Origin of the sequence: Streptacidiphilus neutrinimicus (genome assembly GCF_000787815.1) — a bacterium.
Classification (GTDB): Bacteria; Actinomycetota; Actinomycetes; order Streptomycetales; family Streptomycetaceae; genus Streptacidiphilus; species Streptacidiphilus neutrinimicus.
On record NZ_BBPO01000036.1, the window covers coordinates 1 to 12,227 of the forward strand.

General features: G+C 70.4%; 10 protein-coding genes, 1 tRNA gene and 1 pseudogene. 5 read left to right on the plus strand and 7 right to left on the minus strand.

Annotation, left to right across the window (positions count from 1 at the left end):
- Positions 1 to 539, minus strand: a pseudogene (locus tag TR48_RS22225) (hypothetical protein); the annotation flags it as partial.
- A 105-nt stretch (positions 540 to 644) separates the two neighbouring features.
- Here TR48_RS22225 and TR48_RS44450 point away from each other — a divergent pair.
- On the plus strand, positions 645 to 782 hold the full coding sequence (locus tag TR48_RS44450; protein WP_170183551.1) for a thioredoxin domain-containing protein: 138 nt from the start codon (positions 645 to 647) through the stop codon (positions 780 to 782).
- Positions 783 to 906: 124 nt separating this feature from the next.
- Here the strand turns inward: TR48_RS44450 and TR48_RS22235 are convergent.
- Positions 907 to 978 (minus strand) — tRNA-Pro (locus tag TR48_RS22235).
- A gap of 33 nt (positions 979 to 1,011) precedes the next feature.
- Positions 1,012 to 2,376 (minus strand): hypothetical protein, encoded by a 1,365-nt coding sequence (locus tag TR48_RS22240; protein ID WP_042370132.1) that lies wholly within the window; start codon positions 2,374 to 2,376, stop codon positions 1,012 to 1,014.
- 86 nt (positions 2,377 to 2,462) lie between these two features.
- Here TR48_RS22240 and TR48_RS22245 point away from each other — a divergent pair, with 86 nt between their 5' ends.
- Positions 2,463 to 4,286: an NHL domain-containing thioredoxin family protein gene (locus TR48_RS22245; RefSeq protein ID WP_084729651.1), complete on the plus strand. Its 1,824-nt coding sequence runs from the start codon at positions 2,463 to 2,465 to the stop codon at positions 4,284 to 4,286.
- Between the two features lie 30 nt (positions 4,287 to 4,316).
- Here the strand turns inward: TR48_RS22245 and TR48_RS22250 are convergent, their stop codons facing one another.
- Both TR48_RS22250 and TR48_RS22255 read right to left on the minus strand, forming a co-directional pair.
- Complete coding sequence (locus TR48_RS22250; protein ID WP_042370137.1) at positions 4,317 to 5,633, minus strand: M18 family aminopeptidase; 1,317 nt, start codon at positions 5,631 to 5,633, stop codon at positions 4,317 to 4,319.
- 295 nt (positions 5,634 to 5,928) lie between these two features.
- The gene (locus tag TR48_RS22255; protein ID WP_042370140.1) at positions 5,929 to 7,758 is read right to left on the minus strand and encodes an acyl-CoA dehydrogenase; all 1,830 of its coding nucleotides are present in this window, start codon (positions 7,756 to 7,758) and stop codon (positions 5,929 to 5,931) included.
- Positions 7,759 to 7,918: 160 nt separating this feature from the next.
- Here TR48_RS22255 and TR48_RS22260 point away from each other — a divergent pair, with 160 nt between their 5' ends.
- The 3 genes from TR48_RS22260 (at position 7,919) to TR48_RS22270 (ending at position 10,336) form a co-directional block, all read left to right on the plus strand.
- On the plus strand, positions 7,919 to 8,344 hold the full coding sequence (locus TR48_RS22260) for an SseB family protein (RefSeq protein ID WP_042370143.1): 426 nt from the start codon (positions 7,919 to 7,921) through the stop codon (positions 8,342 to 8,344).
- Positions 8,345 to 8,469: 125 nt separating this feature from the next.
- Positions 8,470 to 9,429 carry a pirin family protein gene (locus TR48_RS22265; RefSeq protein WP_042370145.1) on the plus strand — a complete coding sequence of 320 codons (960 nt, stop codon included), beginning with the start codon at positions 8,470 to 8,472 and terminating at the stop codon, positions 9,427 to 9,429.
- A 205-nt stretch (positions 9,430 to 9,634) separates the two neighbouring features.
- On the plus strand, positions 9,635 to 10,336 hold the full coding sequence (locus tag TR48_RS22270; protein WP_042370147.1) for a hypothetical protein: 702 nt from the start codon (positions 9,635 to 9,637) through the stop codon (positions 10,334 to 10,336).
- Between the two features lie 35 nt (positions 10,337 to 10,371).
- Here the strand turns inward: TR48_RS22270 and TR48_RS22275 are convergent, their stop codons facing one another.
- Together TR48_RS22275 and TR48_RS22280 are read right to left on the minus strand one after the other, a co-directional pair.
- A complete protein-coding gene (locus tag TR48_RS22275) occupies positions 10,372 to 11,193 on the minus strand; it encodes a protein phosphatase 2C domain-containing protein (protein ID WP_042370148.1) in 822 nt (273 codons plus the stop codon).
- Positions 11,194 to 11,244: 51 nt separating this feature from the next.
- On the minus strand, positions 11,245 to 12,227 hold a 983-nt coding region (locus TR48_RS22280), incomplete at its 5' end, for a P1 family peptidase (protein WP_084729652.1).

A 12,227-nucleotide genomic window follows, 5' to 3' on the forward strand; every position in this document is an offset into this window, starting at 1 on the left:
GATTCGGCGGAGAGGCCGACGGTTTCAACGCGCAAGATGCTGCGAACCCCGCCCAGCCGAAGCAGTGCCGTCCCTAGGCATGTGATGCCGGCCGCTGCCCCGAAGGCGCCCGGAGCCAGCAGCAGCCCCCAGCCCACCAGCCCCTGCACCGTCAGCGTGACCAGCACGACCGCAGCGAGGCGCGCCTTCGTAATCCCGGACGGCCCCACGGTTGTCCGAGCCCTGAGCACCGGGACAGGGAACCGGCGAACGACGAGGATCCGGCTGCTGCTGAAGGAGGTACGGAGCGCGGGCCCCAGCCCAAATGAGAGGAGCTTGGGCTCCAAGCCGAAGCGCCGCCCGAGCGTAAGAATGATCAGGGTCCACATCGTGACGGGCAGGGCTGCACCCAGGTAGGCGCCTCCGAGGGAAGCGCCGATCCGTCCCGGACTGACAGGCGCACCGAACAAGGCGAACTCGTACCCACCCAGGACGACCAGTGCTGAAAGCAGGCGAAAGCCAGCTGCGGTGCCAGCAGAGGACAAGCTTCGGTCAGCCATGGCGGAGATGCTCCCAGACGCACTTTGGATGGGGCTGCCGGGGTGTGCCGTTCAGATGGCAGCACTGTCGGAATGCGTCCACAGCCGATGCGGTTGGATGCAGGTATGGCATCACGTGCACGCGTTCGCGCCCCCGAGCTGGTCGGCAAGGGCAGATGGCTCAACACCGGCGGCAAGGATCTGACCCTCGCGGATCTGCGGGGGAAGATCGTCGTACTCGACTTCTGGTTGTCCTACCACTGAACTCAGGCCGCCCAGAGGACATTGCCCCAGAGGTCCCATGGGAGCCGCGGCAGGATTCGAACCTACGTCCACCTGGAAGTCGAGCCGGGCGCTCCACCGCAGAGCTTCGCGGTCCCATGGGCTGTAACGAGGGCAGGGCTCGAACCTGCGTCCAACCGGTCCCGAGCCGGCCGCTCCACCACTGAGCTTCCTCGTCGGGGCCGATCCTTGCCGTCGTCGACCGTTGTGGTCAACGCATTTCCGTGGGCTCCGTTCTCAACTCCTTGCCGGAGAAGACCCCGACCGCCCGGAGTAGCGTCGCCAGCATGGGATCAGCGACGGTCACCCCGTGTACAAGTTCTGGCGTGGCCCGGAAGGGTACCGCCTGAGCCGCCCGCCGAGCCCTCGTCCAACCACCACGCTCCGGTTCTACCCCGTGCCGACGGCACACCTGCTCGACGAGCCACTGCGGACACTGCGCATCACCACGAAGCACCTCCCACGGCAACGGCAGGTCTGCCCACACGTCGGTGTCCGGGTGAAGGCCTCGGCCCGACTGCCTGTGCCAGGCGGCGACGTCTGCCGCGACCAACATCAGGACCTTGCCCGGACATATCTGCTTGATGACGTCCTCGGCGCCCATGGCTTCGAGAAGTGCGAACCAATTCGCACGTGCCTTTGACCACGCACGGGCCGTCTGGTTCCAGGTCGTCGAGTCGTCTCCGCGCCGAACGATCATGGTTGTCCGGTCCGGCTCATGCGCCTGCCACAGCTCTTCCAGCTGATCTGCGACTTCGAGCAGGATGCCGTACCAGCGGCCCAGCAGCAGACCGCGCTGCTCGTCCCCCACGTGCTCCAGAACCTGGGCGACCGGGTGCACGTGGGCAATGGCGAACCAATTGGCCGTCTGCGGATCCAGGCGCTGGAACAAGGCGTCCGCGACCTCGTCGTAGGGACGCTGCTGCCCGTCGATCGTGAACTCGCTGCGCAGGTTGGCGCGCGCCGTCAGGTAGGCGATGAAAGCCGCGCTACCCGTGTCCGCCGCGAACTCCTCATAGGACAGCCGCGACGCCAGACCGCTCTTTCCGGTCATGGCGACCTCACGCTTACGCTGTCCATCCACGATCGCCGCGATCTTCGCCTCCATTCGTCGAAGAAGGCGGAAGCGCTTGTTGTACTGCCGTCTGGAGAGGTCGGCGAGTCCTACGGCGGCCCGCTGCTCGCGGTTGAGGCGATCGTCCAGGAAGTCACTCTCGCCGAACTCCTTGTGGATCTCGACGCCCGCAGCCCGGGCGATGGCCTCCACCTGCGCAGGGTCGTCCCCCACCTCAGTCGGCACAGGACCAACAGAGTCGAAGAGGTCGGCGGCTGTTGCCAGCTGCCTCTGTGCGCCGACGGGCCCGACGAACTCCTCGCGCATCGAGGTGTATCCGTGCCAAAGGCTGCGCAGAGACGTTGCCGTCGCCTTGTCGAGAGCTGCCTCTGTCGCGGCGTCCAGGTTCTCGTCCGCAGCCTGAAGCAAGGAGCGAACGAGCTCAGCCACGTCCTCAGGCCGCTTGCGCAGGCCCAGCGTGGCGTGCAGCTCGTGCAGAAGGTTCTCGATGCTCTCCGACATGCGGAGAAGGCTGGCAGGTCAGGCTCGACCGCTCCACTGGTTATCGTCCGGAATGCACTCACAGCCCGATGCGGTTGGATGCAGGTATGGCATCACGTGCACGCGTTCGCGCCCCCGAGCTGGTCGGCAAGGGCGGATGGATCAACACCGGCGGCAAGGACCTCACCCTCGCGGACTTGCGAGGTAAGTGCGTCGTCGTAGACTTCTGGACGTTCTGCTGCATCAACTGTCTGCATGTCCTCGACGAGCTCAGGGAGCTCGAGGAGGCGCATCGGGAGACGTTGGTGATCGTCGGGGTGCACTCGCCGAAGTTCGTGCACGAGGCCGAGCACCAGGCCGTGGTGGACGCGGTGGCGCGGTACGAGGTGGAGCACCCCGTGCTGGACGATCCGGAGCTGGCGACCTGGAAGCAGTACGCCGTGCGGGCCTGGCCGACGCTCGTGGTGATCGACCCCGAGGGGTACGTCGTGGCGCAGCATGCCGGGGAGGGGCATGCGCACGCGATCGGCGCGCTGGTCGCGGAGCTGGAGGCGGAGCACGGGGCGAAGGGGACGCTGCGGCGCGGGGACGGGCCGTACGTGGCGCCGGAGGCGGTGCCCGGCGCGCTGAAGTTCCCCGGCAAGGCGGTCAGGCTGCCCGGGGGCGGGTACCTGGTGGCGGACTCCGGCCATCACAGCCTGGTCGAGCTGGCCGCGGACGGGGAGACCGTCGTGCGGCGGATCGGCTCCGGCGACCGCGGGTTCGCGGACGGGAAGGCCGAGGCCGCGCGGTTCAGCGAGCCGCAGGGGCTGGCGCTGGTCGAGGGCCGGCCGTACGACGTCGTGGTGGCGGACACCGTCAACCACGCGCTGCGCGGGGTGAGCCTGGCGACCGGCGAGGTGACGACGCTGGCCGGGACCGGGCGGCAGTGGTGGCAGAACTCCGCGACCAGCGGCCCGGCGACGGACGTGGACCTGTCCTCGCCGTGGGACGTCGCGTGGTTCGACGGCCGGGTGTGGATCGCGATGGCCGGGACGCACCAGCTGTGGAGCTTCGACCCCGAGGCGGGCACGGTCCAGGTCGAGGCCGGGACGACGAACGAGGGGCTGGTGGACGGCCCCGCCGCCGAGGCGTGGTTCGCGCAGCCGTCCGGGCTGGCGGTCGCCGCGGACGGGGGCCGGCTCTGGGTGGCCGACTCCGAGACGTCCGCCGTGCGGTACGTGGAGGCCGGGACGCACGAGGTGCGGACCGCCGTCGGCACCGGGCTGTTCGACTTCGGCCACCGGGACGGCGACGCGGCGCAGGCGCTGCTGCAGCATCCGCTCGGGGTGACCGTCCTGCCCGACGGGTCCGTCGCGATCGCGGACACGTACAACCACGCGCTGCGCCGGTTCGACCCGGAGACGGGCGAGGTGAGCACGCTCGCCACCGACCTCCGGGAGCCGTCCGGCGCGATCGTCGACGGGGACGAGATCGTGGTGGTCGAGTCCGCCCGGCACCGCCTCACCCGGCTGCGGCTGCCCGAGGAGGCGGTGCAGGTGGAGGCCGCCGCGCACCGCACGCAGCGGCCGGCGACCGAGATCGCGGGCGGCACGCTCGCGCTGGACGTCGTCTTCACCGCGCCCACCGGGCAGAAGCTGGACGAGACCTACGGCCCCGCCACCCGCCTGCTGGTCAGCTCCACGCCGCCGGAGCTGATCCTCGAAGGCTCCGGCGCGGACACCGCGTTGCGGCGCGAGCTGACGCTGAACCCGGCGGTGACCGAGGGCGTGCTGCACGTCTCGGCCATGGCGGCGTCCTGCGACGCGGACCCGGCGATCGAGTTCCCGACCTGCCACGTGCACCAGCAGGACTGGGGCGTGCCGGTCCGGGTCACGAAGGACGGGACGGACCGGCTCGCGCTGGTGCTGGCCGGGATGGACCAGGAGTAGACCCCGCAGGACCCTGCAGTGGAACGGGCCTCAGCTCTCGAGGAACGCCTTGAGGGCCGAGGCCAGCAGGAACGGGTCGTCCGCCCCGCACAGCTCGCGCGCGGAGTGCATGGACAGGGCGGCGACGCCGCAGTCCACCGTGGCGATGCCGAGGCGCGCGGCCGTGATCGGGCCGATCGTCGTGCCGCAGGGGACCGAGTTGTTGGAGACGAAGCTCTGCCACGGCACGCCCGCCTTCTCACAGGCGGCGGCGAAGACGGCACGGCCGGTCGCGTTGGTGGCGTAGCGGTTGTTGACGTTGACCTTGAGGATCGGGCCGCCGTTCGGCAGCGGGAGGTGGCCCGGCTCGTGGCGCTCGCTGTAGTTGGGGTGGACGGCGTGGCCCATGTCCGAGGAGAGGCAGATGGTGGCGGCCAGGGCGCGGGCCCGGTCCTCGTGGGTGCCGCCGCGGGCGTAGACGGAGCGGTCCAGGACGTTGCCGAGCAGCGGGCCCTGGGCGCCGGTGTCGGACTCGCTGCCGTTCTCCTCATGGTCGAAGGCGGCCAGCACCGGGATGTGGTCCGGCTCGGCGTCGGCCGCGGCGACGGCCGCGAGCGCGGCCGTGCCGGCGTGCACCGAGAGCAGGTTGTCCAGGCGCGGCGCGGCCAGCAGCTCGCGGTCGCGGCCGAGGTAGGACGGCGGCTGCACGTCGTGGACCATCAGGTCCCAGCCGACGACGTCGCCCTCGGCGACGCCCGCCGCGGCGGCGACGTAGGCGATCAGGGAGCCCTCGTCGACCTCGCCGAGGCCCCAGATCGGCGTGAGGTGCTTCTGCCGGTCGAGCGTCAGCGCGTCGTTGACGCTGCGGTCCAGGTGGATGGCCAGCTGCGGGACGCGCAGCAGCGCCTCGTCGATGCGGACCAGGACGACGCGGCCGTCGCGCAGCGCCAGGCGGCCGGAGAGGCCGAGATCGCGGTCGAGCCAGGTGTTGAGCGGGACCCCGCCGTAGATCTCGACGGCGACCTGGCGCCAGCCGTCGGCCCCGGTGTCCGGGATCGGCTTGACGCGCAGGTTGGGCGAGTCGGTGTGCGCGCCGACGATGCGGAACCCGGTGGCCGGGGTGGCCCCCTCGGGCACGTACCAGGCCACGAGCGCGCCGCCGCGGATCAGGTAGCGACCGCCCGGGGCCGCGTCCCAGGCCGCCGTCTCCTCCACCTGCCGGAAGCCCGCCTTCTCCAGCCGTGCCGCCGCCTCGGCCACCGCGTGGAAGGGTGACGGGCTCGACTGCAGGTAGGCGATGAGGTCATCGGTGTGACTGCGGTCGAACGCAGGCGTGGCGGTGTGCGTGGAGGCGGCAGCGGGGGTCAAAGCGGGCTCCAGACGTGCTGAGAATTGCTGAGGGTGGCCGATCTCTGCGGTCGAGCATAGGGCCGAGGCCGAGGACGCGCGTTGATCGCGCTTCCGTTCACCATGGCGAAGGGTGGCGCGTGGACCCCTGCGAAGGACACCCCCGTGGCGGGCCGGACGCACGAGGGCCCGGACCCTCCCCGGGTCCGGGCCCTGCGCGCCGAGACGGCGCCCCGGCGATGCTCAGCTGGTGATCAGGCGGTGGTCGGACGTCGCTGTGACGTTCCGGCACCCGGCCGACCGGCGCGGACGCCGATCAGAACGCCTCCTCCGCGAGGTCCATGATCTCGTTGTCGATGCCCTCGGCGATCAGGCGCTGGGTGTGCACGGTCGGCAGCACGTTGCGGGCGAAGAACCGCGCGGCCGCGATCTTGCCCTGGTAGAACGGCACGTCCTTCTCGGAGGCGCCGGCCGCCAGCTTGGCCTGGGCGACGGCCGCGGCGCGCAGCAGCAGCCAGCCGAGGACCACGTCGCCGGAGGCGAGCAGCAGGCGGGTGGTGTTCTGGCCGACCTTGTACATGTTGCGGACGTCCTGCTCGACCGTGCCGAGCTGGGCCAGCATGGTGCCGACCATGGCCTCCAGGTCGCCCGCGGCGGCAGCCAGCGCGTCGCGCTCGGCGGCCAGCTCGTCGCCGCCGACACCCGCGGCGATCGACTTGACGATCTGCTCCGACAGGGCGGTCAGCGCCTGGCCCTGGTCCTTGACGATCTTCCGGAAGAAGAAGTCCTGGCCCTGGATGGCGGTGGTGCCCTCGTAGAGGGTGTCGATCTTGGCGTCCCGGATGTACTGCTCGATCGGGTACTCCTGCAGGAAGCCGGAGCCACCGAAGGTCTGCAGCGACTGGGCCAGCTGCTCGTAGGACTTCTCCGAGCCGTAGCCCTTGACGATCGGCAGCAGCAGGTCGTTCAGGCGCTCGGCGGCGGAGGCGTCCTCGCCGCGGGCCTTGAGCAGCTGCACCTCGTCCTGGACGGAGGCGGTGAACAGCACCAGCGCGCGCATGCCCTCGGCGTAGGCCTTCTGGGTCAGCAGCGAGCGGCGCACGTCCGGGTGGTGCGTGATGGTGACGCGCGGCGCGGTCTTGTCCAGGAACTGGGCCAGGTCCGGGCCCTGCACGCGCTCCTTGGCGTACTCCAGCGCGTTCAGGTAGCCGGTGGAGAGGGTGGCGATCGCCTTCGTGCCGACCATCATGCGGGCGAACTCGATGATGCGGAACATCTGGCGGATGCCGTCGTGCTTCTCGCCGACCAGCCAGCCCTTGGCCGGGTGCTTGGCGCCGAAGGTCATCTCGCAGGTGTTGGAGGCCTTGAGGCCCATCTTGTGCTCGACGTTGGTGGCGTAGGCGCCGTTGCGCTCGCCCAGCTCGCCGGTCTCCCAGTCGAAGTCGTACTTCGGCACGATGAAGAGCGAGAGGCCCTTGGTGCCGGGGCCGTGGCCCTCGGGGCGGGCCAGCACCATGTGGATGATGTTCTCGGACATGTCGTGCTCGCCCGAGGTGATGAAGCGCTTGACGCCCTCGATGTGCCAGGAGCCGTCGGGCTGCTGGATCGCCTTGGTGCGGCCGGCGCCGACGTCGGAGCCCGCGTCGGGCTCGGTCAGCACCATGGTGGCGCCCCAGCCCTTGTCGACCATGAGCTTGGCGATCTTGGCCTGCTCCTCGGTGCCCTCCTCGTAGACGACGCCGGCGAAGGCCGGGCCGGAGGAGTACATCCAGATGGCCGGGTTGGCGCCCAGGATCATCTCGGCGTAGGCCCACACCAGCGAGTTCGGGGTGGCCGTGCCGCCGATCGCCTCCGGGATGCCGAGACGCCAGTACTCGGAGTCCATGAAGGCCTGGTAGCTCTTCTTGAAGGTCTCCGGTATCGGAGCGGTGTTGGTCTCCGGGTCGAAGACCGGCGGGTTGCGGTCGGCGTCGGCGAAGGACGCGGCGAGGTCGTTCTCGGCGAGACGCGAGATCTCGGACAGGATGGACTTCGCCGTCTCGACATCCATCTCGGCGAACGGACCGGTGCCGTAGACCTCGTCGCGACCGAGCACCTCGAAGAGGTTGAACTCCAGGTCGCGGAGGTTGGACTTGTAGTGACCCATAGTCGTGAACCCTCAACTCGATCGACGAGATCTACAGCGATCTACCAGTGAGACCTTCTACCTGCTACCAGCAGGTAGCTGCCATGATGCTACCCAAGGGTAACTTAGATCAACCCCCTGCGGCCCTGGCGTAGGTCACATCGCTCGCTAGCCTTGACCTGTGTACGGCTACGAGCAGCCCCAGCAGGGGCCGAACCCCGGCTATCAGCAGCCCTACCCGGAGCCCACTCCGCCCTCGCTGGCGGACGCGATCCGGGCCTTCACCTCGGGTGCGATGACGGTCGAGGACTTTCAGTCGATCTTCATCACCTCGAAGATCTACTGCCCGCGAGGGGACCGACCCGGCTTCCTCGCCCTGCACAACACGCCCCAACCGGTGATCCCGATGTTCAGCTCCCTCAAGGAGCTGCGCCGCTACGCCGGCAAGGACTCGAAGTTCTTCACCGTGACCGGCGCCGAGGTGCTGGACCTCCTCCCCACCGGCTACGGCTTCGCCATGGACATGGAGGGGGAGCACCGGATGGTCTTCGACGCGAAGGCTGTCGAACAGATGGTCGATTTCACGATGCGCAGGATGTACGGATAGCCACCCGTGGACGCGGCGGACGGGGGGCCCGTCACAGGGGCGGGAATTAGTTGACGCTTCAACTTGCTTAGAGATTCAACGTTCAACTATCTTGGACGTGTCGAAGCAAGAGCAAGGAGGCAGCCATGCCCGCTGTGACCGTAGAGAACCCCCTGGTCCTGCCGCGCGTGGAGACGCCGGACCCGGCCACCACGACGCCCCGCCCGGTCCTGGGCGTGGTCACGGCTCCCGAGGGCTTCGAGGGTGAGGGCTTCCCGGTCCGTCGCGCCTTCGCGAAGATCAACACCAAGTACCTCGACCCGTTCATCATGATGGACCAGATGGGTGAGGTGGAGTACGCGGCCGGCGAGCCCAAGGGCACGCCGTGGCACCCGCACCGCGGCTTCGAGACGGTGACCTACCTGATCGACGGCGAGTTCGTGCACCAGGACTCGACGGGCGGCGGCGGCCACCTGGGCGGCGGGGACACCCAGTGGATGACGGCCGGCTCCGGCATCCTCCACATCGAGACCCCGCCGGAGTCGCTGGTCATGACCGGCGGCCTCTTCCACGGCATCCAGCTCTGGGTGAACCTGCCGGCCTCGGACAAGATGATCCAGCCGAAGTACCAGGACATCCACGGCGGCGAGGTCAAGCTGCTGTCCACCCCCGACGGCGGCGCGGTGCTGCGGCTCATCGCCGGCGACGTCGGCGGCCACCAGGGGCCCGGCACGACCTTCACCCCGATCACGATGCTGCACGCCACGATCAGCCCCGGCGCGCGGATCACGCTGCCGTGGCGGCCGGACTTCAACGCGCTGGTCTACGTCCTGAACGGCGAGGGCACGATCGGCGAGGAGAACCGTCCGATCCACATGGGCCAGGCGGCGGTCTTCGGCGACGGCGAGAGCATCGCGCTGCAGGCGTCCGCGCTGCAGGAGTCGCGCTCGCCGAACATGGACGTCATCATCCTCGGCGGCGAGCCGATCAAGGAGCCGGTGGCGCACTACGGGCCGTTCGTGATGAACAGTCACCGGGAGCTCCAGCAGGCGATCGAGGACTTCAACGCCGGACGTTTCGGGCAGATCCCCGTGACCAGGGATTAGTCGCCCGCAGTCCGCACCCCACGAGAACCCCGTTCACGAACTCCGTGGACGGGGTTCTCGCTCGGCTGTCACAGGCATGCACTAACGTTCACGTCATTCACACAGCATCACGGTGTGTGGAGCGACTGCAGCGCTCTGCCCGTGATCGCACATTCTTCGGCATGCGCGCCGTCGCGCGGGTGCCTTCTCTGGGGGTAGTTCTTCCGTGAAGTTCCGTACCACCGTGGCCACCGCCGTGGCCGCCACCGCCGCCGTCCTCGCCGTCGGCGCCGCCCCGGCCAACGCGGCCACCGCCGTCGCGAAGCCGACCTCGCTGACCCTCAAGGCCAGCACCAACCACGCCCGCTACGGCCAGTCGGTCGAGCTGACCGCCCACCTGGGCACCACGGCGAGCAACCGCACCGTCGAGATCGACAACGGCTCCTCGGTCCTCAAGAAGGGCCGCGTCGACGCCCACGGCAACCTGGCCGTCTGGGTCAAGTCGGCCAGCAACACGACGTACGTCGCCAAGTTCGCCGGCGACAGCCGCGACCGGGCCGCCAAGGCGAGCACCTACGTCACCAGCGCCGCCGTCGTGAAGGGCTGGCTGAACGCCGGCTACAAGAACGACCAGGGGTGGCAGCTCTACCACGTCGGCCAGAAGATCACGTTCAACGGCACCGTCGCCCCGCGCAAGGCCACCCTGACGGTCCACCTCCAGGGCTACTGGAACAACACCTGGCACACCCTCACCATCGACCCCAAGCTGGTGAAGGACCCGACCAACGCCTCCGGCTACACCTGGTTCGGCTGGCCGAACGGCATCACCACGGCCAACGTGGCCGCGCGGGTCTCCTTCACCTTCGACGGCGACTCCCGCAACGCCGCCGCCAGCTCCGGCTGGAGCTACTTCGCGGTCACCAAGTAACCCGGTAGCCGGGTAGCCGGATAACCGGGCAGGCGTCAGCGCAGAGCCGCGTAGAGGGCCGTGGCGTCGTCCTTGGCCTTGCCGCGCGGCCAGCGTGCGCACGCCGGGTCCGAGGCCTCGGCCTCGCGGACGCGGCGGAGCAGTTCGGCCGGGCCGCGCTGGTCCATCAGACGCATCGCGTCGGGCCAGCCGCCCAGGTCGAACCGGTCGACGAACCTCGCCGCCCCGTCGGTGAGCGCCGCGAACGCGCGGAGCTCGCCGAGCGGGGCGGCGCCCGTTTCCGCGTGCTCCGCCGCGCGCGGCAGCGCGGCCGCGACCCACGGGCCGTGGCCCGTGTTGCGGGCGGCCCGGACGGCGAGCGCGTAGCGCATGTGCAGGGAGGCCCGCTCCGGACTGCCGTGCGCCGCCGCGTGGACCTGGCGGCGCAGCCCCTCGCCCGCCGGGAAGGGCTGGTTGTCCCCCACGACCGCGTAGGTGCCCTCGCGGTCCAGCACCAGCTGCGAGTCGCCCAGCACCAGGTACTGGAGGCTGGGCCCGTGCGCGCGGGCCGCCACCACCATGGCCGCCGGGGTGTTGGGATGCCCGAGGTCGCAGCGGGCGCCGTGCAGGGACGCGGTCTCGGCGATGGCGTCGCTCAGGCACTGCGCCATCGAACGGTCCGGACGGTCGACCAGACGGGCCAGCAGGTGCACGCCCAGCCGCCGGACGAACCAGGCGGTGCCGTGCTCGCAGCCGTTCTCCATCGCGACGGGCGAGCTGCAGCCGTCCAGCAGCACGAACGCGTCGCCGCTGCTGGCGACGAAGTCCTCCGAGGGGCGGTCGCCCCGTTGCGGTTCCCCCGCTATCTCCAGGCGCATGCAGTCAGTGTGAGACGGCGCGGCGGGCAATGGCAGTCGTTTGACGTACCATCACCCACAATTCGGCTTGTTCGTACACTTGTCCCGAAAGCTGCTGATCTCTCCCACCGACTCCGCCGCGAGCACGGCGTGCCCGATCGCCCGGGTGACGGTGTCGGCGGCGGCGGCGTAGAGCTCGTTGAGCGCGCCCGCCTCGAGGTGGACGGCGAACGCGGGATCCCCCTCCGGGAGGGGCAGCGGACGGGCGCCGGATGCCAGGACGAACACGGTGTCGCCGTCCGAGAGCAGGTGCACCGGGCGCAGCGCGCGGGCCAGGCCGTCGTGAGCGGTGCCGGCCAGCTTCTGGGCCTGGGCCTTGGTGAGCGTCGTGTCCGTGGCGACGACGACGAGGGTGGTGTTGAGCGACTGACCCTCGGCGGGCGCGGACGGCTCCGCCCGGAGGTCGGGGAACTCGCCCGGCCGCCCGAAGCGGGCGGCGTAGAGTTCGCCGGTCGCCGGGTCGACCGCGGAACCGACGGCGTTCACGGCCGCGACCGCGCCGAGGGTCACCCCCGAGGGCAGCCGGACCGAGGCCGTGCCGATGCCGCCCTTGAGCCCGCCCACGACCGCGCCCGTCCCCGCGCCGACGTTGCCCTGCGCGACGGGACCGTCGGTGGCGGCGTCGGCGGCGGCGCGGCCGAGCGCGGCGTCGGGCCGGGCGCGCCAGTCACCGCCCCGCCCGAGGTCGAACAGCGCGGCGGCCGGGACGACCGGCACGACCTGCGCGGGCTCCGGGCCGACGCGGAACCCGCGGCCGCGCTCCTCCAGCCACGCGGTGACGCCTCCGGCGGCGTCCAGCCCGAAGGCGCTGCCGCCGGTCAACACGATCGCGTCCACGCGCTGCACGAGGTTGCGCGGGTCCAGCGCGTCCGTCTCCCGCGTCCCGGGGCCTCCGCCCCGCACATCCACGCCCGCGACCGCCCCGCCCTCCGGCGCGAGCACGACCGTCACCCCGGTCAGCGCGCCGTCACCTACCCGGTGTGCGTGCCCGACCC

What these genes read in the sequence shown, in the direction of transcription:
- TR48_RS22255 (WP_042370140.1), bottom strand. Translation starts at nt 7,758, where the DNA reads ATGGGTCACTACAAGTCCAACCTCCGCGACCTGGAGTTCAACCTCTTC.
- TR48_RS22275 (WP_042370148.1), bottom strand. Translation starts at nt 11,193, where the DNA reads ATGCGCCTGGAGATAGCGGGGGAACCGCAACGGGGCGACCGCCCCTCG.
- TR48_RS22265 (WP_042370145.1), top strand. Translation starts at nt 8,470, where the DNA reads ATGCCCGCTGTGACCGTAGAGAACCCCCTGGTCCTGCCGCGCGTGGAG.
- TR48_RS22245 (WP_084729651.1), top strand. Translation starts at nt 2,463, where the DNA reads ATGGCATCACGTGCACGCGTTCGCGCCCCCGAGCTGGTCGGCAAGGGC.
- TR48_RS44450 (WP_170183551.1), top strand. Translation starts at nt 645, where the DNA reads ATGGCATCACGTGCACGCGTTCGCGCCCCCGAGCTGGTCGGCAAGGGC.
- TR48_RS22240 (WP_042370132.1), bottom strand. Translation starts at nt 2,376, where the DNA reads ATGTCGGAGAGCATCGAGAACCTTCTGCACGAGCTGCACGCCACGCTG.